This window comes from Veillonella fallax (assembly GCF_020687175.1).
Classification (GTDB): Bacteria; Bacillota; Negativicutes; order Veillonellales; family Veillonellaceae; genus Veillonella; species Veillonella fallax.
This window is the reverse complement of sequence record NZ_JAJEQD010000003.1, coordinates 156,943-182,757: the sequence shown is the minus strand read 5'-3', so window position 1 is coordinate 182,757 and position 25,815 is coordinate 156,943. Positions and strand designations below refer to the sequence as shown.

The 25,815-nt window shown below is 38.4% G+C and carries 21 protein-coding genes; 18 read left to right on the top strand and 3 right to left on the bottom strand.

Annotation, left to right across the window (positions count from 1 at the left end):
* Positions 1-157 precede the first annotated feature (157 nt).
* Together LKD20_RS02625 and LKD20_RS02620 are read right to left on the bottom strand one after the other, a co-directional pair.
* Positions 158-1,405, bottom strand: coding sequence for a sodium/glutamate symporter (locus LKD20_RS02625; protein ID WP_005387098.1), 1,248 nt, complete (start codon positions 1,403-1,405; stop codon positions 158-160).
* Between the two features lie 475 nt (positions 1,406-1,880).
* Entirely contained in the window at positions 1,881-3,476 is a 1,596-nt protein-coding gene (locus LKD20_RS02620) for a peptide chain release factor 3 (protein WP_060924805.1), read from the bottom strand.
* A gap of 176 nt (positions 3,477-3,652) precedes the next feature.
* Between LKD20_RS02620 and LKD20_RS02615 the strand changes: the two genes are divergently transcribed.
* Complete coding sequence (locus LKD20_RS02615) at positions 3,653-5,965, top strand: DNA topoisomerase 3 (RefSeq protein ID WP_227720813.1); 2,313 nt, start codon at positions 3,653-3,655, stop codon at positions 5,963-5,965.
* Positions 5,966-6,087: 122 nt separating this feature from the next.
* Here the strand turns inward: LKD20_RS02615 and LKD20_RS02610 are convergent, their stop codons facing one another.
* On the bottom strand, positions 6,088-7,386 hold the full coding sequence (locus LKD20_RS02610) for a DEAD/DEAH box helicase (protein ID WP_227720812.1): 1,299 nt from the start codon (positions 7,384-7,386) through the stop codon (positions 6,088-6,090).
* Positions 7,387-7,928: 542 nt separating this feature from the next.
* On the opposite strand from LKD20_RS02610, the gene LKD20_RS02605 reads away from it, so the two are divergent.
* The 17 genes from LKD20_RS02605 (at position 7,929) to LKD20_RS02525 (ending at position 25,813) form a co-directional block, all read left to right on the top strand.
* On the top strand, positions 7,929-8,162 hold the full coding sequence (locus tag LKD20_RS02605; protein ID WP_227720811.1) for a FeoA family protein: 234 nt from the start codon (positions 7,929-7,931) through the stop codon (positions 8,160-8,162).
* 9 nt (positions 8,163-8,171) lie between these two features.
* On the top strand, positions 8,172-10,544 hold the full coding sequence (gene feoB / locus LKD20_RS02600) for a ferrous iron transport protein B (RefSeq protein WP_227720810.1): 2,373 nt from the start codon (positions 8,172-8,174) through the stop codon (positions 10,542-10,544).
* 231 nt (positions 10,545-10,775) lie between these two features.
* Positions 10,776-10,982 (top strand): FeoB-associated Cys-rich membrane protein, encoded by a 207-nt coding sequence (locus LKD20_RS02595; protein ID WP_227720809.1) that lies wholly within the window; start codon positions 10,776-10,778, stop codon positions 10,980-10,982.
* A 104-nt stretch (positions 10,983-11,086) separates the two neighbouring features.
* Positions 11,087-11,347, top strand: coding sequence for a DUF6110 family protein (locus LKD20_RS02590; RefSeq protein ID WP_004697111.1), 261 nt, complete (start codon positions 11,087-11,089; stop codon positions 11,345-11,347).
* A gap of 16 nt (positions 11,348-11,363) precedes the next feature.
* Positions 11,364-13,502, top strand: coding sequence for a heavy metal translocating P-type ATPase (locus LKD20_RS02585; RefSeq protein ID WP_227720808.1), 2,139 nt, complete (start codon positions 11,364-11,366; stop codon positions 13,500-13,502).
* A gap of 115 nt (positions 13,503-13,617) precedes the next feature.
* On the top strand, positions 13,618-14,022 hold the full coding sequence (locus tag LKD20_RS02580; RefSeq protein ID WP_227720807.1) for a hypothetical protein: 405 nt from the start codon (positions 13,618-13,620) through the stop codon (positions 14,020-14,022).
* Complete coding sequence (locus tag LKD20_RS02575) at positions 14,015-14,857, top strand: hypothetical protein (protein WP_227720806.1); 843 nt, start codon at positions 14,015-14,017, stop codon at positions 14,855-14,857. Before LKD20_RS02580 ends, LKD20_RS02575 begins: the two co-directional genes overlap by 8 nt.
* Positions 14,858-14,906: 49 nt before the next feature.
* A complete protein-coding gene (locus tag LKD20_RS02570; RefSeq protein WP_227720805.1) occupies positions 14,907-15,707 on the top strand; it encodes an ECF transporter S component in 801 nt (266 codons plus the stop codon).
* Between the two features lie 67 nt (positions 15,708-15,774).
* Positions 15,775-15,918, top strand: coding sequence for a six-cysteine ranthipeptide SCIFF (gene scfA / locus LKD20_RS02565; protein ID WP_004693318.1), 144 nt, complete (start codon positions 15,775-15,777; stop codon positions 15,916-15,918).
* Between the two features lie 166 nt (positions 15,919-16,084).
* Positions 16,085-17,494: a thioether cross-link-forming SCIFF peptide maturase gene (scfB, locus tag LKD20_RS02560; protein ID WP_039969275.1), complete on the top strand. Its 1,410-nt coding sequence runs from the start codon at positions 16,085-16,087 to the stop codon at positions 17,492-17,494.
* A 35-nt stretch (positions 17,495-17,529) separates the two neighbouring features.
* Complete coding sequence (gene hypF, locus LKD20_RS02555) at positions 17,530-19,809, top strand: carbamoyltransferase HypF (RefSeq protein ID WP_227720804.1); 2,280 nt, start codon at positions 17,530-17,532, stop codon at positions 19,807-19,809.
* A 143-nt stretch (positions 19,810-19,952) separates the two neighbouring features.
* On the top strand, positions 19,953-20,204 hold the full coding sequence (locus LKD20_RS02550) for a HypC/HybG/HupF family hydrogenase formation chaperone (protein ID WP_005387071.1): 252 nt from the start codon (positions 19,953-19,955) through the stop codon (positions 20,202-20,204).
* A complete protein-coding gene (gene hypD / locus LKD20_RS02545; protein WP_039969273.1) occupies positions 20,164-21,282 on the top strand; it encodes a hydrogenase formation protein HypD in 1,119 nt (372 codons plus the stop codon). The genes LKD20_RS02550 and hypD overlap by 41 nt, the downstream gene beginning before the upstream one ends.
* A gap of 1 nt (position 21,283) precedes the next feature.
* Positions 21,284-22,291, top strand: a complete 1,008-nt coding sequence (gene hypE / locus LKD20_RS02540; protein WP_005387069.1) for a hydrogenase expression/formation protein HypE — start codon at positions 21,284-21,286, stop codon at positions 22,289-22,291.
* A gap of 254 nt (positions 22,292-22,545) precedes the next feature.
* On the top strand, positions 22,546-22,992 hold the full coding sequence (locus LKD20_RS02535) for a hypothetical protein (RefSeq protein WP_005387067.1): 447 nt from the start codon (positions 22,546-22,548) through the stop codon (positions 22,990-22,992).
* Between the two features lie 108 nt (positions 22,993-23,100).
* Positions 23,101-24,219: a hypothetical protein gene (locus LKD20_RS02530; RefSeq protein ID WP_039969271.1), complete on the top strand. Its 1,119-nt coding sequence runs from the start codon at positions 23,101-23,103 to the stop codon at positions 24,217-24,219.
* Between the two features lie 37 nt (positions 24,220-24,256).
* Complete coding sequence (locus LKD20_RS02525; protein ID WP_227720803.1) at positions 24,257-25,813, top strand: LptA/OstA family protein; 1,557 nt, start codon at positions 24,257-24,259, stop codon at positions 25,811-25,813.
* The last annotated feature ends 2 nt before the right edge of the window (positions 25,814-25,815 follow it).

Below are 25,815 nucleotides of genomic sequence, written 5' to 3'. Positions count from 1 at the left end.
AACTTAAAATAGCGATGGAGCCAGTAATTTACTGGCTCCATCGCCTATAAAACCAACACGTTTTGTCCTATAACCCTAAAAAGAGCTTATTAGATTGATAACATATCATTCTAATAAGCTCTTTTCATAAAAAAAGGACCCGAATGGGTCCTTTTTTTTAGTAAAGAATGCCAGCCATTGTTGTAATTAGGAAAGCATTAGCAAAGTCGATTAAGAATGCACCTACCAAGGAAACTACAAGCCATGCACGAGGGGATGGACCATGTTTACTTGCTAAGGATAACATATTAACCAATGCATTTGGTGTAGCGCCTAAGCCGAAGCCGATGGCACCAGAACCAAGCATAACTGCATCGTAGTTGCGACCAAATAGGAAGTAGATAAGGTATGCAAATACACAGATAAGTACCATTTGTGCAACTAAGATTGTAATAAGTGGTAAAGCAAGATCGATTAATTGAACTAGTTTCAAGCTATTGATAGCCATAGTTACGAATAGAGATAATGCTACATTGGATACTGCATCAAGAGCTGCATCGTTGATTTTGTAAGCTTTTGTGAAATCACCAAAGTTACGGATTACAGCTGCACAAATCATTGCGCCGATGTACGCAGGTAGTGGAGTTAAGATAGACAAACCAGCACTTACGATAGTACCGATACCTAATGCAAGGCCAATCCACATACAGATTGTTAAAAGGTCTTGAGAATTAAATTGTTTGCCACCACTTTCAACGTGATCTTCGATCATGTCGATGCCTTCATCTTCCATTAACTCAGGATTTTCGTAAGGTGTTTTAACTTTGTGCATTTTAATAATGCGTTCACCTACAGGAGCACCGAGAATTGTACCAGCTACCATGCCGAATGTTGCGGCTGCAACCGCTGCTGATGCTGTACCAGGGATACCAAGCAATTGTTCGTAATATGGGCCGAAGGCGCCAGCAGTACCAAGACCACCAATCATGGATACGGAACCAGCCATAATACCGATGATTGGTTCAATACCTAAAGCTTTAGCAATCATAATACCTGCTGTATTTTGTACAACAATCCATACTGCACAAGCGAGGAAGAAGAAGATAATGAAGATACCGCCTTTTTTGAGGACTTTCAAAGAAGCCATCAAACCGATAGTGGTAAAGAAGGCAAGCATTAAGAATGTTTGTAGGGAACCTTCAAAGGTAATGTTCAAAATCTTGTAGTAAGAAAGAATGGCAGTTAAGAATGCAAATGGCAAAGCCCCTACAGCTGGTGCAGGCATACACATACGTTGTAAGAACTTGGAATGCTTGTTAATCCAAGTACCAATGAATAACGTGATTACAGCGAGGCCTACAGTTTGAATCATGGACAGTTTCAAGGTCCATACATCGTTGACTAACGCTAAGTCAATAAGTGGCATAAAATCACTCCTTTAAAATAAAAAATAAAACTTATATTTTATGGTATCATGAATGGTCGAAAAAAACTATAGAATATATAAGGCATAATAATTATATATTATTTATTTTCAACACTCACAACAACAGTAAAACCATTAGGTTTTATATATCTATATTAGATATATATCTATTTATAATATATTTATATTATATACAAAAATACGAGAAAGTAATAGTATAAATCACTTCTCTACATAATCATACTATATGTATTCGACTAAATTCTGTGATTTTCCTGCCTATTATAAAAAAATAAACTGGAATATATTTCTAATTTTTATATATTGAGAAATATATTCCAGTTGTTATTATCTGAGGATTTATAGTGTGCTTAACTATTGAGGTTTGCAGTTAAGCCACTGTCTGCTACATAGTACATCTCGCATTTAGAAGTGCGAAGTATAGATTTAGAAAGATAAGCTATAAATGCCAATACTATAGTTCGTGATGAAGTTTTGGGGTTGTTAAGAATGTAACATCAGGATTACGCTCTTGAACCCAACCCATTTGCCATTCATTGGAGATAAGCACTACAGTACGATCGCGATTATCCTTAACAATCATCGCATTATCTACACCTTTTAAAGACGCAATATCTACTTCACCATCAATCCAACGGGCAACACTGTATGGCAATGTATTATTTAATAAATCAACACCATATTCATTTTTTAAACGGTATTCTAAAACTTCAAATTGAAGCATACCTACGGCACCAACTACGAAGGAGTCGAGGGCACCTGGTTGTTCAAAGATTTGAACTGCACCTTCTTGAGCCAATTGTGTCATGCCTTTTTGGAATTGCTTACGCTTCATAGTATCTTTTGGAGATACGCGGGCGAAGAATTCTGGTGGGAACACAGGGAAGTCACCAAATGTTACCTTGTGTTTTTGTGCACATAGTGTATCACCTACGCCCATTGTGCCAGCATCGAAGACACCGATAATATCACCGGGATATGCATCTTCTACGATGGTACGTTCGGTAGCCAAGAATTGTTGAGGCTGAGACAAGCGAATCGTTTTGTTAGATTGGCGATGCAATACGGACATACCCTTTTCGAATTTACCAGAGCAGATACGCATAAATACGATGCGGTCATGGTGATTAGGGTCCATATTCGCTTGAATTTTAAATACTAAAGCGGAGAAGTCTTCGCTCGTAGGTTGCACCATTTCTTCCACGGCTTGTCGTGGAGCAGGGGATGGAGCTAGTTCTAAGAATTTTTCTAAGAATGGTTTTACCCCAAAGTTAGTCATAGCAGAACCGAAGAACATTGGCGTTAATTCGCCTGCACGAACTTTATCAAAATCGAATGGATCGCCAGCAACGTCTAATAATTCGATATCATCAAGCAATGCTTGATATACATCGTCACCTAATAATTCTTTCATACGAGGATCAGTCAAAGCACCTTTTTCAGAGGCTAGCTTTTCTTGACCATGTGTTTCGTCTTTTGCGAAGAGCTCGATAGTTTCGTGTTCTCTATCGTATACGCCTTTGTATTCACCGTTGATACCAATTGGCCAGTTCATAGGGCATGTACGAATGCCAAGAACGTTTTCGATTTCTTCCATCAAGTCAAATGGGCTGCGACCGAAATGGTCAATTTTATTTACAAAGGTAAAGATAGGAATACCGCGTTCTTTAGATACGGCAAATAGTTTTTTCGTTTGTGCTTCGACACCTTTTGCAACGTCGATAAGCATGACAGCGCTATCGGCAGCCATTAATGTACGGTATGTATCTTCAGAGAAGTCTTGGTGACCAGGGGTATCGAGGATATTGACACGACAGCCATCGTAGTCAAATTGCAATACGGAACTCGTTACAGAGATACCACGTTGTTTTTCGATCTCCATCCAGTCAGATACGGCGTGTTTTGCCGTTTTGCGAGACTTAACGGACCCCGCTAAGTGAATGGCACCACCGTATAAAAGTAATTTTTCTGTTAATGTAGTTTTACCCGCATCCGGGTGAGATATGATAGCAAACGTACGACGACGTTGCACTTCTTCTAAAAATGTCATAGTTCACCTCTATTGTTTCGTTTGTGAATGTTTTATTTTAATATATCATCTTCACACCATTCATATCTTTAAAATTATACATGATTTTGGTAGTTATGACCACTAAATTGTAGTATAATGAGATTTCAAAGAGCGGCTTGGGGAATAGCCGTTATTTTATGTTAAGGAGGGGGACCATGAGGTTATTTATTGCGGAAAAGCCATCCATGGCTCGCGAAATTAGTAAATGCTTGCCAGAAAACAAGAATATCCAAAAACGGAATGGCTATTTTATCCAAGGTGATGATGTAGTGACTTGGGTTGTAGGTCACGTATTACATCAAGCAGAACCTGGTGATTATGATGATAAATATATCCGCTGGCGCCCTCAAGATTTACCTATTGTGCCTGATGAGTGGAAATTACTCGTTACGGATAGTAGTCGTCAACAGTTTGAGACTGTAAAAGAATTGATTGGTAAAGCGGACATTATCGTCAACGCAGGTGACCCGGACAGGGAAGGGCAATTGTTGGTTGATGAAGTATTATATTATGTAGGAAATACAAAACCTGTACAACGTATCTTGCTAAATGCATTGGACGAAAAATCTGTTCGTGCCGCTTTAAATGATCTACGGGATAATAAAGATTTTCACAATCTATATCAATCTGCATTGGCTAGAGCACGTGCAGACTGGCTTATTGGCATGAATTTATCTCGTGCCTATACCTTATCTGAACGATATAAAGGTAATAAAGTAACATTACCTATCGGTCGTGTTAAGACTCCAACATTAGCCCTTGTTGTGCGCAGAGAGCGAGAACTAGCGGCATTTAAACCGGTCGATTATTTTACGTTAAAGGTTTTATATAATCATCCGAATGGTGTATTCTGGGCTACGTGGCAGCCTACAGACGAACAAAAGGGGCTTGACCCAGATGGACGCCTTATTAATAAAGCCATAGCCGATGAATTAGTTGAGCGCTTACAGACTGGTCCCGATGGAGTTATTAAAGCTGTTACAAAATCTAAAAAGAAAGATGTACAGCGTTTACCATTGTCTCTATCATCTTTACAGGTATTAGCTGGTAAAGCTTTTTCCTATGATCCGCAAACTGTACTTGATACAGCACAGAAACTATACGAAAAGAAATTGACTACGTACCCTCGTTCTGATTGTGAATATTTACCACCAAATCAATATGGTGACCGCAATGCAATTCTCAATAATTTACAGAATGCAGGAGATGAAAGATTAGCACAGTGGGCTACCGATGCAGACCGCTCCATTAAGAGCCGCGCTTGGAATGAAAAGAAAATTACAGCCCATCATGCTATTATCCCTACGACTGTAGCGTGTAATATGAATAGCTTGTCTCGAGAGGAACGCAATATTTACTTCCTTATAAGTCAGGCCTATATTGCTCAATTTTATGGAGAGCACATTTATGAACAAACTAAAATCGTTGTGGAGCAATGTGAAGAAGACTTTGTTGCTAATGGCCGTGTAGTTATAGACGAAGGCTGGAAATTACTTTATAAACGGCAAAAGTCTAGATCTATGACAGATAATGATGAACCTGATTTAACTGATGAACGTGGCGCAGAAACGGATTCTAAAAAAGAGGCTATTGAAGAAACAGATCATTTGCCTACTGTGAAGAAGAATGATTCTGTGCTTTACACGGATTCCTCTGTAGAGGCGAAGCAAACTAAGCCGCCTTCTCGCTTTACACCGTCTACGTTGTTACAAGCAATGAAGGAAATTCATAAGTTTGTAAAAAATGAAGATTTGAAAAAGCAATTAAAGGCGGTTTCTGGTATTGGTACAGAAGCGACTCGTGCTAATATTATTGACGAACTCATCAGTCGTGGGTTTATGAAAACATCTGGTAAGAAGCAAGTCCTATCACCTACGGAAACGGGCTATCTTTTAGTAGATGCGTTACCTGATGAATTGTTATATCCTGATGAAACGGCTGTTTGGGAAGAACGCTTGGCCCTCATGAGTGAAGGGGAGGATACCTTAGATTCCTTCTTATCTGATCAAGTTAAGTTTTTGCAATTATTGATCGATAAGCTTGGCTTTGATAAACAGGTAAACTCTGGTCAGATGATGCCCAATGTAGTTCGTACCATAACGAATCAAAATCGGAAACGTCCAATGGATAATTCTGATGTAGATCTATCTTCTTTGCCGGTCTGTCCTAAGTGTAATAAGGGCAGAATGCAACAGCGTAATGGTAAATTCGGTGCTTTTTTAGGCTGTACCAATTATCCGGCTTGCAAACATACACAACCTGTTGAGGGGGATACTTCAAAGGGTGAAAGTAATATCACTGTGTCTGACGAAGATAAGCAATATAAATGCCCGCGATGTAAAGAAGGGTATTTTATTAAGCAAGAGGCGAGAGGACGTATTAACTGGGTTTGTAGTAATCGATCTCAATGCAAGACACAATGCTCCGATGTGAATGGTGTACCCAGTATTTATGCCAATAAACAATAAGGACTATATTTTATTGTATGTAGGTATATAATAATAGCTATATATTGATAAAAAGAATATGAGTATAATTTAGTTTACAAAATAAAAAGACGCGTACAGATAATCTGTACGCGTCTTTTGTATTATCTACGTTTACCGCGTCGTCCTGTTTGTGATGTGGATGTACGGCGTTGGCGTGTATTAGCGCCTTTATGGCCACGAGCTTTATGAGCTTTAGCCTTTGTAGATTGATAGGAACTAGTAATCTTAGGTTTGCCAGATGACTTTGCACGTTTAGGTGCCGCACTTGCATTACCTTTAGTCTTAATTTGTCCATCTTTAGTGTATTTAGTAAGGGTTGCTTGGATGGCGCGCTCAATACGACGTAACCAAGATTCATCTTGCGGAGTAGCAAATGTAACAGCTACGCCAGAGTTGCCTGCACGACCAGTACGGCCAATACGGTGGATATAGTAATCTACGTCGCGTGGTACGTCGTAGTTATAAACATGTGTAATGCCTTCGATATCGATGCCGCGAGCTGCAATATCTGTCGCCACTAAGATTTGTGTTTTAGCTTTTGCGAAATCGCGTAATATTTGAGTGCGTCGACCTTGTGTTAAATCGCCATGCATTTCAGCAATATTTAGACCTGCTGCAGTTAACTCATAGGATAAACGAACAGCACCTTCACGCTTATTACAGAACACAATTGCTAAGAATGGGTTGTCTTCTTCGATCATTTTGATGAGACGTTGCGTTTTTTCTTCTGGGTTCATCATGTATACGCGTTGATCGATTGATTCAAGTGTAACATGTTTACCTTCAGCTGTTACAGAAGCCGGTTTAGACATATACGCTTTTGCAAGATTTCTAATTTTATCAGGAATCGTTGCAGAGAATAATAGAAGTTGTCTGTTTGCATCTGTTTGGCTAATGAGGTTTTCAATGTCTGGTAAGAAACCCATATGAAGCATTTGGTCCGCTTCATCGAGTACGACACGACGGATACAATCTAAGTGAAGTGAGCCACGTTTAGCATGGTCTAATAGGCGACCAGGCGTACCTAAGATAACTTGCGGACGGCGTCCTAATTGTTGTAATTGTGCTTCAATCGTTTTACCACCGATGAGAGGGAGTATATCTACATTTAAAATAGCACCTATTTCTTTTGCCTCATCGGAGATTTGTTTTACAAGCTCACGGGTAGGTGCAATGATGAGCACTTGTTCTTGATGCACATCGGTGTGAACACGTTGCAGAATCGGCAGTAAGAAGGCTAATGTTTTGCCTGTGCCTGTTTGAGCTTTTGCTATAATATCATTCCCTTTAAATACGACAGGAATGGCTTGTTCTTGAATTGGAGTTGGCTCCTTGATACCTTGTTTTTGAAGGGCTTGGATGAGCTCATCGCAAACACCTAGAGATTTAAAAGCTTTCATGGATCGTCCTTTCTATAATACATATTATATTAATTATACCTTATGCATATAGTAGGGGCAAATAAAATGAATTGTTATTTATATTGATTATTATTAGATGGGAAATTAAGTTGCCATAAAGAAAGTGTATGTTGGTATATTTAAATGATAATATATTGAGAAATAACGAAATATATGTATGTTTATGAGAATAAAAACATTAAAGTATTTATGTTTAAATAAAATTTTAATATTTAATTGAGAATGATTAAATTATTAATAATGATAATCTTAGTAGTGCTTCTTATTTGGTGGGGCAATTATGATTTGTGTTAGTTCATAAAAAGCTATACCCTATAGGGTTTGTTTTGATTAATGATAAAATAATTCGCATATTTAATATGAGAAAAAAATATATATATGAGATAGGAAATTACCATAAAAATGATAATAATTGTTGAAATTAATATTTAGTTTGATATAATAATTTAAGATATTAATACGCATTATTATTTGGTGTGTTTAATATGAGGTTGTTAGGTACAATAATTAGGAGGTGTCGTATGGCTATCAAAAAGTTAAAAGACATGAAACCAGGTGAGTCTGGTCTTATTGTTGCTCTACATGGCAGTGGCAATGTTAAACATCGTCTGATTGACATGGGCCTTGTTAAAGGTACAAAAATTCATGTTATGAAGTTTGCTCCTTTGGGTGATCCAGTAGAAGTTAAAGTTAAAAACTTTGAATTAGCACTTCGTACAAGCGAAGCTGGCATGATTGATGTAGAGGTTCAATAGGAGGTTCACATGGCAGAAAATGGGCAAATTCGCATTGCCTTAGCAGGTAACCCTAACTGTGGTAAAACTACAATGTTTAACAATATCACAGGGGCGAAGCAACACGTTGGTAACTATGCCGGCGTTACAGTAGAAAAAAAGGAAGGCCATACGAAATTTGATGGCCATGAGTTATTGTTTATTGACTTACCAGGTACATATAGCTTAACTGCACGTTCCTTGGATGAGTTAGTAGCGCGTAATGTTATCGTAAATGATAACCCAGATGTAATCGTTAACGTTCTTGATGCATCTAACTTGGAACGTAACTTATATTTAGCAGCACAATTATTGGAACTTGAAAAGCCAATGGTTATTGCTCTAAACATGGCTGACGTTGCTGAAGAAATGGGCATCAAATACGACCTAAAAAAAATGGCAGAAATGACAGGGGCTACAATTGTTAGCACAGTAGGTCGTACAAACATTGGTACAAAAGACTTGTTAGCAGCAACAATTAGTGTAGCTGCTTCTCAAAAAGCTCCTGGTGTAACAATTAACTATGGTGATTTGTTAGAAGGCAAAATTAGTGAGCTTGTAGAATTGCTAAAACAAGCAGGCACTGTTACATATCCACTTCGTTGGATTGCTGTTAAGTTGTTAGAAAAAGATGCTGACGTTATTGGCAAAGTTATGCGCTTTGATAATACGGAAGCTGTTATTCAAAAGGCTGAAGCGATTCGTGAAGAAATCAAAGATCAAGTTGATCTTGATATTGTCTTCCAAGAATATCGTCACCGCTTTGCAGTAGAAGTATATAATACATGTTTAACACAAGCGCCAACTCAATTGGAAACACGCTCTGACCGGTATGACAAAATCTTAACGCATCGAATTTGGGGCTTACCAATCTTCATGGTTGTTATGTACTTATTGTTTGCGTTCGTTAACTTCGTTGGTGGTATTCCTCAAGGTTGGATCGAGGATGGTTTCGCTGCATTACAAGCTTATGCGGTTCAGACTATTCCAGAGGGCCAATTACAGTCACTCGTATCTGATGGTATTATTGCCGGCGTAGGTGCCGTACTATCTTTCTTACCATTAATTCTTTTGCTATTCCTTGGTATTTCCTTCTTGGAAGATACTGGTTATATGGCTCGTGCAGCCTTCGTTATTGACCGTGTAATGCGCGCTTGTGGTTTGCATGGTAAATCCTTTATTCCGTTGCTTTTAGGTTTCGGTTGTTCCGTACCATCTGTAATGGGCGCTCGTATCCTTGATAATTATAAGGATCGAATGGTTACTATCTTAATTACACCATTCATGAGTTGTTCTGCACGCTTGCCAGTGTATATTTTATTTGCAAATGCGTTCTTCCCAAATGGTTGGGATAGTACTTTAGTTGTATTCTCTGTATACTTCTTGGGTATCATCTTTGGTATTATCTTTGCAAAAATCTTCCGTAAGTTCTTATTTGCTGGTGAAGCTGAACCATTTGTAATGGAATTACCTCCATATCACTTGCCTACATTGAAAGCTACATGGATGCACATGTATGAACGTGCTAAATTGTACATCATTAAAGCCGGTACTTTCATTATGGCTGCTTCCATCTTGATTTGGTTCATCACTGCATATCCAATGGATGTAGAATACTCCAAAGATTATGATGCAGTGAAAGAACAAGTTGCACAAGAGTATGAAGTAAAAGATGCTGCTACATTAGCTCAATTTGGTATCACTACAGATGATCAAAAAGAGGCAGTAGATAAAATTGTAGAAGATATGAAATCTACTGTAAAAGATGCTGAAGATGCTGCTAAGAATGCAGGAGAAGATGAACCTGAAGTAGCAGTAGAGGATGATTCTGAAGCACCTGAATTATTCAATGATATTAAAGATGAAAATAAAGACTTGTTCCCAGCAGCATGGGCAATGTATAAAAACAGTGCTAACTTAGATGCTGAAAATGACAAACTTGATAAAGAACAAGCTTCTGAAAAAATTGAACAATCCTATGCAGCATCCTTTGGTAAAGCTATCAACCCAGTGCTAGAACCATTGGGGTTTGATTGGAAAATGGGCCTATCATTAGTAGCTGGTTTGGCGGCTAAAGAGGTTGTTATCTCAACATTAGGTACTGTCTATGCTGTTGGTGGTGATGATCAAAATCCAGCTCCATTGACTGATTACCTACAAAATGATCCAAGCTTCTCACCATTGATTGCATTAACAATGATGTTGTTCGTATTAATTTACCCACCTTGTTTGGCAACATTAGCCGTTATCAAACGTGAAACAGGTTCTTGGAAATGGGTTGCATTCATGTTCTTCTATGAAAATACATTTGCTTGGATTGCATGTTTCATCTTCTATAACATAGGTCGCGCATTAGGTTTCTAATCTAGAATCGCTAAATAGGAGAGTTTAGCCACTTTTAGATACTTTGAACAAAAATGAATAGAAAAAATGCGATTTTGTTATAAGTAATTTAAAAATAATACTTGATAATTATCAATATTCGTGGTTAAATGATAATGAGAAAAGGGAAATATCCTTTAGATATTGCTTTTATCTTATTTATCACTAAGACACATATTGTAATTTAGTAGATATTGAGAAAGAGGCATAATAATGGATAATCTTGTTATAGGACTCATAGTTGTATTAGCAATAGCTTATATCGGCAATAAATTTTACAAACAAATGTCTGGTAAAGGTGGCTGCGGCTGTGGTGGCGGTGGCTCCAATTCTAGCTCTAAGAAATCTTCTGGTTGCGGTGGTAACTGCAGCTGCGATGGTTCCAACAAGGCACTAGGCATTAAACGTACAGCTAAGTAAGCTAATACGAATTCTGATTTTGAAAGAGGGGTCTCTATAATGGCTCCTCTTTTCAAATATAGTAATTAAATTTTTTATCATATTTAGTAGAAAGGAATATTATCATGTTCAACATCGATCAAAAAAATCTTAAAAACGCTAACTTATTCGCAGCAGGTCTTGCATTGGGTACTGTAGGTCTTAAAGTTTTAACTTCTAAAGATGCTAAAAAAGTATATGCTGGTATCGTAGCAGCTGGCCTTCGCGCTAAAGAAACTGTATTAGAAACAGCTGAAAAAGTACAAGCATCCGCATCTGACGTATTGGCAGAAGCTCAAGAAATCAACGAAGCACGCAACGAAGAAATCTTTGAAGAAAACAAATAATTAGAGGATTGCACATATGTTACAATTTTCTGTAGTAAAAAAACTCAGAAATCGCTTGCATGTTAAGGTTACAGGTCATCGTTTTACAGAGGCTGAAGCAGCTTATGTAGAGGATACATTGCTCCTTAATGATGCAATTGTAGATGTAACCTTCTACACTCGCAGCAATCAAGTTGCCATTAAACATACTGGCGATGTTGATGCTGTGCGTGAAGCAGTGCTAGGTCTACGCGATTTAGACTTGTCCGAAGCACCTGCTTTGAACGAATATTCTCCACGCTTGGTAAATAAAAAATACCGTGAAATGATGATCAATCGCACTGCACTTTACTTAGGTAAAAAAGCAGTGTTGCCTGCACCAATTGCAGCTGCATGGGCATGGTTTGATGGTATTAAATTTATCGGCAAAGCCATTAAAACATTGTGGCAACGTAAGTTAACTGTCGAAGTACTTGATGGTGTAGCTATTGGTGCTGCATTACTTCAAAAAGATTATCCTACAGCTGGCGCTGTTATGTACCTATTAGGTATTGGCGATATCTTAGAAGAATGGACTCACCGTAAATCCGTATTGAATCTTGCTCAAAGCATGTCCTTAAACGTAGATAAAGTATGGGTTTTAGTTGATGATATTGAAGTGAGCAAGCCAGTTAATGAAGTTGTTGCAGGCGATCAAATTATCATTCGCCAAGGCGAAGTGATTCCATTGGATGGCGTCGTTATCGATGGTGTTGTTCTTGTTAATGAAAGCTCCATGACTGGTGAACCAGAAGCGGTTCGTCGCGATCAAGACAGTTCTGTATATGCTGGTACTGTTGTTGAAGACGGTAAAGCTATTGTCGAAGTACGTAGCACATCCAAAACATCTCGTTACGAAAAAATCGTTAACCTCATTGAAGAGTCTGAACAAATGAAATCCGGTATGGAACAACAAGCATACCGCATGGCTGATAAATTAGTTCCAATTAGCTTTATTGGTGCTGGTTTAACATACTTGTTGACTCGTAATGTAATGAAAGCATTGTCTTTCGTAATGGTTGACTTCTCTTGTGCTCTTAAATTATCCATTCCATTAGCAGTACTTTCCGCTATGCAAGAAGCATCTAAACGCGGTATCACTGTTAAAGGTGGTAAATTCTTAGAACAAATTGCACAAGCAGATATGATTGTATTCGATAAAACAGGTACTCTTACAAAAGCAGAACCTGAGTTTGAACAAATCATTCCATTTAATGGTCATGATGCAGATGAAATGTTAAAATTGGCTGCATGTATTGAGGAACATTTCCCTCATTCCATGGCAAAAGCAATTGTACGTGCTGCTAAGGATCATTCCTTGCCTCACAAGGAAATGCACTCCGACGTAGAATACGTTGTAGCTCATGGTATTGCATCTAAAGTTGGCCGCTACCGTGTACGCATTGGTAGTGCTCACTACATCTTTGATGATGAAAAAACAAAGATTCCTGCAGATGAACAAGAAAAGTTCAATAATTTACCAAATTCATCTTCCCATATTTACCTCGCTATTGGAGGTACACTAGCAGCGGTTATTTGTATTAAAGACCCTGTTCGTGAGGAAGCAAAACAAGTTATAGCTGATTTACATACATTGGGCATTAAAAAGGTTGTCATGATGACTGGCGACTCTAAACGTAATGCACAACGCGTAGCTGACGAACTCGGCATCGATGAATTGCATGCTGAAGTATTGCCAGAAGATAAAGCAGCTTATGTAAAACAAGCAAAAGCTGAAGGCTATACTGTTATGATGGTAGGGGATGGTATTAACGATTCTCCAGCAATTTCCGAAGCACATGTTGGTATCGCTATGAATGAAGGCGCGCCAATCGCTCAAAAAATTGCAAATGTTACTATTTCTTCCGATAACTTACAAGCTCTTGTAGATTTACGCCGTATTTCTATGGCATTGATGAAACGTATCAAAGCTAATTACAATGGTATCGTTGGTTTCAATGGTGCTCTTGTTGGTGGTGGCGTACTCGGTATTATGCCGCCAAGTCAAACAGCTTGGTTGCATAATCTATTCACATTGGGTATCGGCTTAGAAAGCATGACTCCATTGTTGAAAAAAGAAGAACCAAAGGATGCTGTTCCTACAATTGATGTAACAGCTGACTCTGTAGTAGCTTAATTAGAAACCTCCATATAAGGTATTCATTTACCTATATGGAGGTTTTTCTTTTTTGATGACATTTATCTATGATTATTGTAAAATACAAAGAGATTACATATCATAGGAGATCTTTATGAACACATTAATGGATATTTGTAAAAGATCCATCTACTTGAATCTATTTATCGTAGTAATTCCTATTATTGCGTATATGATTCATAATGGATCGAGTGCGACGGTAGCACTTGTATGGTATTTGCTTTTATCCCTAATTATGCCTTGGGCATATTTATCATTTAAAAGTAGTACCTTTGGAGATGGTAAATCGATTAGCCGTATTGCCTATGTTGTAAGTTGGATTATAATCCACGGCATTAGCTATAAAGGTATTTTTCTCGGTGTAGATTTATCGATGTTATGGGGCTGGCCTACAGCAGGCCGAGATGTAGCTTTCTTAGTAGCTATGTATATCGGTGTTACTATTAGCTTGATCTTAGCGTATGGTCTTACTCGCTTAGTGGGAGGCCGTAATGAATAAGAGTTTCTGGTTATTTACTATTGTTTGTGCTTTATTTGTAAGTGCTGTAACGACAGTTCTTACTTTGAGTGGAGCATTAGCGTTACCTATATTAGTATTCCCTGTATTGTCTCTTGTAATACCGCTCATGGTGCGTAGACTTAAGAATGCTAAATTTAACGACGACCTACCATTGAGCATGGGCTATCATGCATATAGTTGGGCTTGGTGGACAGTATTTTCATTTCTTCATACGCCATTTAGCTTTACAACAGAGAATGGAATTGTAACAGCATTGCTTCTATTCGTGGTGTATTTTATCGTTCAAGTGCTCATTGAACTTTGTGGTCTGTTAGCAACTAAGTTTTTTGATCGAAAACATCGATGGGGCATGGTAGATGAAGCCCTTGATATAATCGGGTATACTATACCAATCCCATTTTTATACATTGGTTCGCTTTTGTATATTGATTTACAGGATCCGATGGTATACTTCATGTATGCATCATCAATGAATGTGAATATACTGTTTGCAGAATTTGTGTTGTTGCTTATATCTTTGTTGGTATTTGTATTTTATTTATATCCAAGAGATATAGCATATAGAGGTATACGATTATTTCGCATTGTTTTAACCGCTGCTTTATGGCTTGCTATGAATGCCCATATTTTATACGGTGGTTATATTCCAGAATTTATTGTATCTTTAGTTCCCACCGTTTTCCCAACGTATCAAGGTAATCCGCTTGTGTTTGTTACTCCTGCTTTATTAGAAGCTGGTATGACAGGTATAGCGGTGATTATAGGCGCATTGGTAGAACGTGGTATAATTTCACGACGCCGTGAACGTATTTAATTTCTAGTTTCGACTTATATCCGTAAGGAATGAGAGCGAAGGAGGATCTATGAACAACATTGAACGTCCAGTGGATGATAACTCAACTGTATCAATCCAAGACAATGAAAAAATGAAGCAAGTTGAACGTAAAAAGACCAAAAAGCAGAAGAAGAGTGGCATTACGATTCGAGAATTAACAATTATTGGTCTATTAGCGGGGATTACTATTGCATTAGGTGTTTCTGGCTATGGTATTATTCCATTAGGCCCTCTTAATGTAACTACCTTGCATGTACCGACACTTATTGGTGCTATTGTAGAGGGACCTAAAGTGGGTGCTTTTGTAGGCTTCATCTTTGGTTGCTATAGCTTGTGGCAAAATATTACAGCACCTAATATTTTATCCCCTCTATTTATTAATCCAATTATTTCTGTGCTACCACGTATTCTTTTTCCGGTATTAGCATATTTAGTATATTTACTATTATGGAAAGCACCGCAAGGTCCACGCATTATCGTGTCTGCGTTCATGGGTACCGTATTCCATACAATTATGGTTATGGGACTTATTTTCTTACTTTATGCAGACATGTTTGCTGTTAAAATGAATCTTAGCCCAGATCAAGTATTAGGGTCTATTGTATTCTTATCTGTTACACATGGTATTCCAGAAGCAGTGTTTGCTGCTGTTATCGTAACACCAGTTGCAATGGCATTGAGAAAGGTATTACGTAAGGATACGCCAAAGAAATCAAAATCTGAGGATGTTACAACTACTACAGCAACAACAGGTGCAGTAAATACAAATAAATCTGCAACTGTAGAAGTAAATGAAACAAAACCTGTAGAAGAAAACATAACTAAATAGTATTTTACAGGCTTTTCATAAATATGATAAAATAAATATCATTCGATAAGTATTGAGGAGGATAACCATGGCTAAACGTATTCGTACTATCAACACTGAATCCTTACAAAAAACTGCTAAAACTGGCGGTTGTGGGGAATGTCAAACATCTTGCCAATCCGCTTGCAAAACAAGCTGCACAGTTGGTAACCAAGTTTGCAAACAAAAATAATAAAGAGGCTCGCTTAGCGGGCCTTTTTTATTTATGTGTATAATACATACTTTGTATGGTATATCTTTATGACTCTTTTCATAACGTTTAGCGTGGAAATGTGGTACAATTATCTAGAAAGTTCTATATAGTAGAACTTTTACCATACATAATAATTGGAGGTACCATGTTAGAATTAAAACCAATGATCCATAAGTTTCGGATGAAGGATAACTATTACTGCTTAGATGTTAATAGTGGTATTATTCACGTTATCGACGAACTCATTGATAGAGTTCTTGACATATATGATGGCACTAATCGCGATGCAGTACATGCTGCATTAGATGCTAAGGAAGATGCCGTAGAACTTGATGAGATTATGGATGAGTTAGATGAGCTCATTAAAGCAGAGCAATTGTTTGCTCCGATGAGTACAGAGTTTAAACTTGTAGTAGGTGAAAAACCTATTGTTAAGGCATTATGCTTAAATATTGCTCATGATTGTAATTTAGCATGTAAATACTGTTTTGCTAGCCAAGGTGATTACGGCGGTGTAAAACGTGAATTAATGAGTTTTGATGTGGCGAAGCGTGCAGTGGACTTCCTCATTAAAATGAGCGGCCCTCGTCAACATTGTGAAATAGACTTCTTTGGTGGAGAACCTTTATTGAACTGGGATGTTGTTAAACAAACAGTTGAATATATTGAATCCATTCAAGAAAAGCACAATAAGATTTTCAAGCTTACATTGACTACAAATGGCATGCTGTTAACACAAGATAAAATCGACTATGTAAACGAACATAAGATGAGCCTTGTATTATCTTTGGATGGTCGTGAATCTGTACATAATGCGATGCGTCCTGTAGCTGGTAGTGGTGCGGAATCTTACAAATATATTGCTAAAAACCTTATCAATGCTGTAAAACAACGCCATGGCCTTGAATACTACGTACGTGGTACGTATACACATAAAAACTTGGACTTTACAAAAGACGTTATGGCTATGTCTGATCTTGGCTTCGAACATTTATCCATGGAGCCTGTAGTAGGTGAAGAGGGGGACTATGTTCTTCGCGAAGAGGATTGGCCTGTATTGGAAAAAGAATATGAAAAATTAGCAGATATTTATTTACAACGTCAATTAGATGGTTGGGGCGAGAAGTTTAACTTCTTCCACTTCCGTATGGATTTGTATCGCGGTCCATGTATGGCTAAACGCCTTCGTGGTTGTGGGGCAGGTCATGAATATATGGCAGTCGTACCAAATGGCGATATTTACCCATGTCATCAATTCGTAGGTAAAGATGGATATGTGCTTGGCAATGTGTATGATGGATTACAAAATACAGAAATTCCTAAAGATTTCCGTAATACACATGTATTCTCTAAACCAACTTGTGCTGAATGTTGGGCGAAATTCTTCTGTTCTGGTGGTTGTCATGCTAACAACATTACATTAGGTGGCGATTTAGAAACACCTTATGAATTTGGCTGCCGCTTACAAAAGAAACGTATTGAATGCGCTATTATGATTCAAGCCGAGTTAGAACAAGCTGGCATTGATGGCAGTATTCCTGTAGCATTAGGTTAATAGCCATTAATTCTCCGTCTATAGTAGGAGTTTATATGAAACAAAATAGTAATCAAACTATAGAACGCTGGGGAATTCGTTATACCGGTATAGTTCAAGGGGTCGGATTCCGGCCCCTTGTTTCTATGTGGGCACATTCCCTAGGTTTAACAGGTTTTGTATATAATGATAGCCAAGGTGTTTACGTCGAGATACAAGGTTGTACTAGTGATTTGCAGTTGTTTTTAGATGCGATTCAAGATGACCAACCTCGATTGTGCCGTATTACAAGTCAACGGGTAGAACATCTTACTATACAAAACAATGAAGTTGAGTTCTCTGTGAAGCCCTCTCCATTAGGCGAAGAGGTTAGTACGTTTATTAGTGCTGATACAGCGCCATGTGATGACTGTCTTAAAGAACTAGAACGGGACAAGCGTAGGAAAGAATATCCTTTTATTAATTGCACAAATTGTGGCCCACGATATACGATTATTAAATCTCTACCTTATGATCGTGAGCGAACGACGATGGATGAGTTTCCTATGTGTGAAGCTTGTAAGGCTGAATATGAGGATATAGAGGGGCGTCGTTATCGTGCTGAACCTAATGCGTGTTCTCTTTGTGGGCCACATTATACTCTATATAAACCTAATCGTACGGTTGTAGATACAGTAAATGTATGGAATACAACCCGTGAATTAATCAACGAAGGTAGTATTATCGCTATAAAGGGGATTGGCGGCTATCATTTAGTTTGTGATGCTCGAAATGATGTAGCGGTCCAACGCTTACGTAAGCGTAAAAACAGACCACATAAACCACTAGCAATTATGGTGGGGTCTCTAGATACGGCAATCGAGCTAGTCCATCTTAGTGATGTAGAACTAGATATTTTGACTGGAATGGAACGTCCTATCGTATTATTAGAAAGAAATCACCATAGTTTAGTTCATTTGAGTACCCATGTAGCGCCAGATAATCATATGCTTGGCGTAATGTTACCATATACACCGATGCATGAGGTACTATTACCATCAGATGCGGCGTGGGTCATGACGAGCGGCAATCGTAGTGGTGATCCCGTTTTATATGATGATAATCAAGCATTTGAAGAATTAGGGGCAGTTGCTGATTACTTTTTGGTCCACAATCGGAAAATTTATGCACCTCTCGATGATTCTGTTGTAACTGTTATTCATAAGAAACCTCGATTTATTCGTCGTAGTCGTGGCTATGTACCAGAACCTATTCATTGTGAAATTTCAGGGCAAACTTCGATATTAGCCATGGGTAGTGATTTAAAAAATGCTTTTGCTGTGAATAAAGGTTCTGAAGTTCTTGTAGGACCACATATTGGTGATCTACAGAATGCATCAACTCATGCCACATTGGAGTGGACTATTGACCGATATGAGGAATTGTTTTCTATACAACCAGAGAAAATTATTGTAGATAGTCATCCTCAATTTTTCTCGTCCCACTTAGGAGAGCGCATTGGTAAAAGCGCACAGATTCCTGTTATATCTGTTCAACATCATCACGCTCATATTGCATCAGTCATGGCAGAGCACAATCTTGAAGGTCCAGTGCTGGGGATTGCCATGGATGGTACCGGATATGGACCAGATGGAACGGTATGGGGTGGTGAATTTCTCCTTTGCAAGGGAGATAAATATCAACGATTAGCTCATATCCATGAAGCGCCATTACCGGGAGGAGAGAAAGCTGTTTCCGAGCCATGGCGCCAAGCCTTATGGTATATTCGAAATTACTATGGTGATGATGTTCCACCTATCTACCAAGATTGGATGAAAGAATTGCCTAAAGGTTGGGCCATATTAGATAAAGCATTACAATCTACGATGCCTATGGTTCAAGCAACGAGTTGTGGTCGTTTGTTTGATGCGGTTGGCTCTCTTTTAGGGCTTGGTATGGTCCACACCTATGATGCACAAATTGCTATAGCCTTAGAGGCTCTATGTGGTGATGAAAAAGGAATATTGCTTGATTATAACTATGATGGGCGAATTCTTGATTTTACACCTACCGTTCAATCCATTATGGATGGTGTAGTTAATGGTGAATCTAGGGCTCATCTTGCTGCATCTTTCCATAAAACCGTTGCTATCGCATTATGTGAAACCGCAGCGGATTTAATGGAGCGCTATAATGTTAGTGATGCGGCTATTTCTGGCGGTGTATTTCAAAATCGCAAATTAGTAGAGCTGATATATCGCGCTTGGCATGTAGGCGATTTGTATATGAATGAAGCGGTTCCTTCCAATGATGGCGGAATAGCCTTTGGTCAACTATGGATTGGCAATCAGAAATAGTTATATATTCTTGTAGTTAGTATCACTTAATAATTACTACAATTGTGATACAATGATATTAGAAATATTTATATATGGTGAGTTTTCTTTCTCGAAAGTAAACTCATAGAATTTGTTATTAATATAATATATAAGGAGATAGTATGTGCTTAGCTGTACCAGCACAGTTAGTAGCTGTGAATGATGTTATTGGCACTGTTGAATTAACAGGTGCCACCCGTGACTGCAGCTTACTCCTCGTACCAGAAGCAAAGGTAGGGGACTGGTTGTTAGTCCATGCGGGTTTTGCTGTACAAATTGTTGATGAAGAAGAGGCACAAAAAACATTAGAGGCCTTTAAGGAGCTAGAAGAACTTGAAGAAGCTTACTTTGCAGGAAAAGCAGAACAGTGCTGATGCGTTATTAAAACGTATCAATGCCCTTCATGAGCCTGGGGAAACCGTAAGGCTTATGGAGGTTTGTGGTACACATACTGTATCGATTTTCCGTGAAGGTCTTCGACAATTATTGCCAAGTGGCATTGAACTTGTAAGTGGACCAGGATGTCCTGTATGTGTAACAGATCAAACGTATATGGATAAGGCGTTAGCCTATGCTGAACGGGATGATGTTATTATTGCTACCTTTGGGGATATGTTAAAGGTTCCTGGTAGCTATAGCAGTCTTAGTGAGGCTCAAACAAAGGGCGCCCATATTCATGTCATTTATACCCCTTTAGAGGTGGTAGAACTTAGTAAAAAATACCCAGATAAGAAAATAGTATTTCTGGCTATAGGTTTTGAAACGACTATTGCCGTTATTTGTGCAACTGTAAAAGCAGTTCATGCAGCAGGGCTGAAGAATGTTTTCTTCCTTGTATCTCATAAATTAGTGCCTCCTGCATTACGAGCTTTATTAGATAAACAAGAAGGTCATATTGACGGATTTATTTTGCCAGGTCATGTAAGCGTTATTATTGGTGAAGAGCCATACCGATTCTTACCTGAAGAATATCACATACCGTCTTGTATTGCTGGCTTTGATGGACTTGAGATTTTATCTGCTATAGCAAATATTTTAGAGCAACGTAAAACCGGTAATTTTGTGGTGGGTAATACCTATCATTCTGTAGTTATGCAGAAGGGGAATCCGGTAGCGCAAGCGATGATCAAAGAAGTATATGATGTATGTGATGATGCGTGGCGTGGTATCGGTGTTATTCCAAACTCTGGCTTAAGATTAAAGGATGCATATGCAGCCTATGATGTGGAACGTGCATTACCTATCCAGCTTGAAAAGCCTTCTCTTGATCCAAAAGGGTGCCAATGTGGTCGTGTATTGCAAGGGCTTATTAAGCCAAGTGAATGTCCATTATTTGGTAAAAGCTGTACTGCTGACCACCCTGTTGGTGCTTGCATGGTATCTGTAGAAGGTAGTTGTGCAGCATGGTATAAATACGGTTATTCCAGTGGTGGATCGACGTGGGAGGATTAATATGGAACGAGTTCGCTTAGTCCATGGGAATGGCGGTCGATTTAGTCATGAATTGACCGAGCGTTTTATTTTGAAATACTTTACAAATGATTTATTGGCTCCTTTACATGATGGTGCTCAATTTCCCGTTACAGCAGGACGTATGGCGTTCTCTACAGATTCCTATGTAGTACAACCAACGTTTTTCCCTGGCGGAAATATTGGTAAATTAGCTGTATGTGGTACTGTGAATGATTTAGCTATGAATGGTGCTGTCCCACAATATTTAAGTTGTGGCCTTATCTTAGAAGAAGGCTTGGCCTTTGATGAGTTAGATGAAATACTTCATACTATGTCAGATATGGCAAAAGCTGCAAATGTACAAATTGTTACAGGGGACACTAAGGTTGTTAAAAAGGGCGAGGTAGACAAAATCTACATAAATACAGCGGGTATTGGCATGATCCCAGATGGGATTGATATTGGTCCACATCGTGTGAAAGCGGGAATGGATATTATCTTATCTGGTGCTATTGGGGATCATTCTATTGCTGTTATGGGTCAACGATTTGGCTTGGATTTATCTGATGCGTTAAAAACTGACTGTGCGCCTTTAAATAACATGGTTCATGCTGTACTTGATAAAGTGGGGCCTCAAGTGGCTCTATTGCGAGATCCTACACGTGGTGGTTTAGGTACTGTTTTAAAAGAAATTGCAGACCAAAGTCAAGTTGGTATTAAGGTAGAAGAAGCGGCTATACCAATTCACGCTGAAGTACAGTCTGTTTGTGATATTTTAGGATATGATCCATTATATTTAGCAAATGAAGGAAAGGTTGTACTGGTAGTAGATCAATCCGTTACAGAAGAAGTTCTCTCCATTCTTCACGGCTTTGAAGAGGGCAAAGAAGCTGTGTTAATTGGGAGAACACTAGACAAGAATATTGGTAAGGTTGGTTTACAAACCGCTATTGGTGGTGTTCGCTTAATCGATTTGTTAGGTGAAGATCAAGTTCCTCGTATCTGCTAATTAACTAATTGAGTTTCTTTAAGTCCTAAGGGTATGTAAAGATAAGAACTATTTTATGCCTATAGAGTATGATTGAGAGTTGATATTGACACTAAATCTTTGTGATGGTAGCATTAAATTAAGTTGTGTAAAATTCATTGGTTGTTCATCGGACTTTTATACAATGCTAGTATCTTTATGTGTAAGTTCTTATACTTTCACTAGAATCTATGTATAGAATTTGTTAAAATATAAGTATCTATAGGAGGCTTATTATGAAAAAGAAGATTATTACAGCTGTTCTAGGGATTTGTTTAACTACAACTGCATTCGGTGGCATCTTGACTACTCAAGCTGGCGGCCTTAGCAGTATTCTTGGTGGTGCAGCTAAAATTGGTGGTATCGGTATTGTTATCAATAAATTCGGTCCTCAAATTGACTCTTTCTTAAATAAATTATTGAAACAAAATAACTTAAGCACAGAGTATACAACTAAAGTTGTACCTATTATCAGTATTGGTACAAAAGGTTATATCGGTGCTGCTCAAGTTACTGGTCCTGCATCTAGCATTGAACAAGTTAAAGCAGTTGCTCAAGTAGAAGGTAGCTTTAACGGTATGGTTCGTGTTAAAGGTTTAGTACCTGTTGATAGCACAAACCCAGTTGGTGCATCTCGTGTTCAAGGCGTAGGTGTATCTGCGATTATCGATTTGAAAATTTAATGGCCACTGAGCATATAAAATAGTAGACTCAGGGAATAAGCACGGTCTTAGGCCCGTGCTTATTCTGTTGTATAACAGTTATACATTAGATACGTTGTGGAGGAATTTATGAAGAAGCAAGTACTTACACTTTTAATGGCATCCTTGATTTCAGGCACTGCATTTGCTGCTCCTGGCACAGTTACAGAGAAAACAAATGTTTTGGAAACTACTGTATATGGTGCAGTACAAGATGGTGCTGTAGTGGACCGCATTAATCAACTTGATGAAACCGTGTATGGTACTGGTTTCAATGGCAATTCTGCTACATTGAGCAAACGTGTTGATTCCCTCTATAACTCCGTAGAAGGTAGTGGCACAAACATTTCTTTGCGCGAAGAAATGGATGCGCTTGAATATACATATCAAAATAGCATTAACGCAGGTTCTCTTGTAGATCGCGTAGAAAAGATGGAACGTAGCGTTAATGGTCGTATTGGTAGCGGCTCTTTACAAAAACGTATCATTTCTTTGAAAACAAAAGTATATGGTAGCAATGTAACGCTTACTAACCAAGTTGGTACATTAGCTGGTAACCAAGTCTTCAAAGTTACCTTGAATGACGCTGTTTCTTCTAAAACTAGCCATGAAGGCGACACTGTTGCTTTCACAGTAGCTGAAAATGTAATGGATGGCAATGTGTTATTGGTACCTGCAGGTACAGTAGGATCTGGTACAATTACATCCTTGAAAAAGGCTCGTTCCTTTGGTCGTAATGGTGTATTAGACATCACATTTGACACAATCCCTGCTATTGATGGTACTGAATTTACTGCAGTACAAGGTAAAGAAGCTAAGGATAAAACTCGCAGTGAAGTTAAAGCAGCTGGTGCATCCGTAGCTGGTGCTGTTTTACTTGGACCAGTAGGCTTAGTAGGTGGTGCCTTTGTTAAGGGTAAAAATATTGAATACCCTGCTGGTGCAACTATTTATGTACAACCTCAAGATTCTGTTACAATTCAAGGTCTTGTAATTGGTGGTGATGGTTTGGCTCACAGTGATGATGAATTGGCTGAAGCAGTAACTGTACCTAATACGGCCGATGAATCTGAAGAGACTGTAGACACTAATGAAGCGGCTGTTGATGAAAATGAAACAACAACAGAGGAACCAGCAGCAGTAGAAGAACAAGAAGAACCGGTAGAAAATGTTTCTCAACCTATCGTAGTTGTAAAGCGTAATCAATAATTAACAAATTCTTAAAGCAAGAGGAGTTCTAGTAACCATGAGGAAACGTAAAGTACAATGGCTGGCAGCGGCTTGTGTTTTTTGTTTAGCACAACCAGTATGGGCCGCTACGGAGTCAACCACGGTATATCAAGATCAATTGGATAGCGTTGATCAATCCTATCTTGGAGAAATCTCTAAAGCATCTACACCTGAAAATAGTAATATCCGTGTTGTACGTCGTGGTGAAAAGGCAAAGTCTGATCAACCTACAGAACAATTGCCGACTCGTATTGATGCAGATAAAATGTCCTATACTGGGTCCACTGGTGATGTATATGCACAAGGTGATGTAGTAGTGACTCAAGGTAATCAAACCTTGATGGCACCACGTATAGAAGGTAATACAAAAACTACAGAATACCGTACTGTTGGTGGGTATCGCTTTTTGGAAAATGGCGGTAAAACAAAGGATATTACAGGTCAAAATATGACATATCGGACTAGTGACCGTCATTTTACAGCTGACCAAGCGTTTGGTTGGAATGATCCTTACTATGTGAAGGGGCAAAATGCTACATTTGATGGTGAAACTGGTCATATGGATAAAGGCATGGTTACCACAAAACATGCGATGGCCTTTAAACATACACCAGATTATCGTGTAGAAGGTCAAGATATCAAGGTGTATCCTGGCGATAAAGTCATTATTAAAAAACCGTCTTTCTACATTAAAAACTTTAAGGTTTTATCTTTACCTTCTTATACAGCGTCCTTACGTCATGATAAGGGTGAGCAGAAGTTTAGCCTTTTTTCTTTGATTCCGAGACCTATGTATAATAGTGATGATGGATTTGGCTTGCATGGTAGTACTGAGTATCCAATTGGTAAGCATGGTGAAGCGTACATCGACTATCGTTGGTACGTTAAAAATGGCTTTAAACCACAAATTGGATATCGTCATTATTTACCTTGGGCTACAGCATCTATAGGGTATAGTAAAGAATCTAATGAATATAATGATGAAACAGTATGGGTTGAAAAAATTGGTGAGGTTCGACTCGATACTCATACGTATCATGTAGGAAAATCACCAGTAACTGTACGCGGTGGTGTTAATGCTGGTTATTGGAAAGAAGGTTCTGTAAAAGGTTCTCATAAAGAATACTATACAGAAGTATCTCACGATCCAATTAAGCTTGGTAAAAATGCTAATCTACGATTCTTAGGTGGGTATCAACGCGATTATTATGGTTATAATGATACTATTCGTAGTATGCCTTATTGGGGGGCTCGTTTCCGGTCTAAGGTTGGTAATCGAGCTAATGTATGGGTTAGCTATAATCAACGCAATATTTCATATAACAACTCTCCATATCGTTTTGATACTACGGAACTTCCGAAAGAACTTATCTATGGTGGTAGCTATAAATTAACTCGTCTAGATGACTTCTCTGTAAGTGTAAAAACAAATATGATGAGTGGTGATATTGATTCTGTATACTATACGTGGCATCGTGATTTGCATTCCTTTGATATGTATTTGACATATAAAGATGCCCATAGAAGCAACAATGATCAATGGAAGATAAAGTTTGTTGGCAAAGACTTTTAATT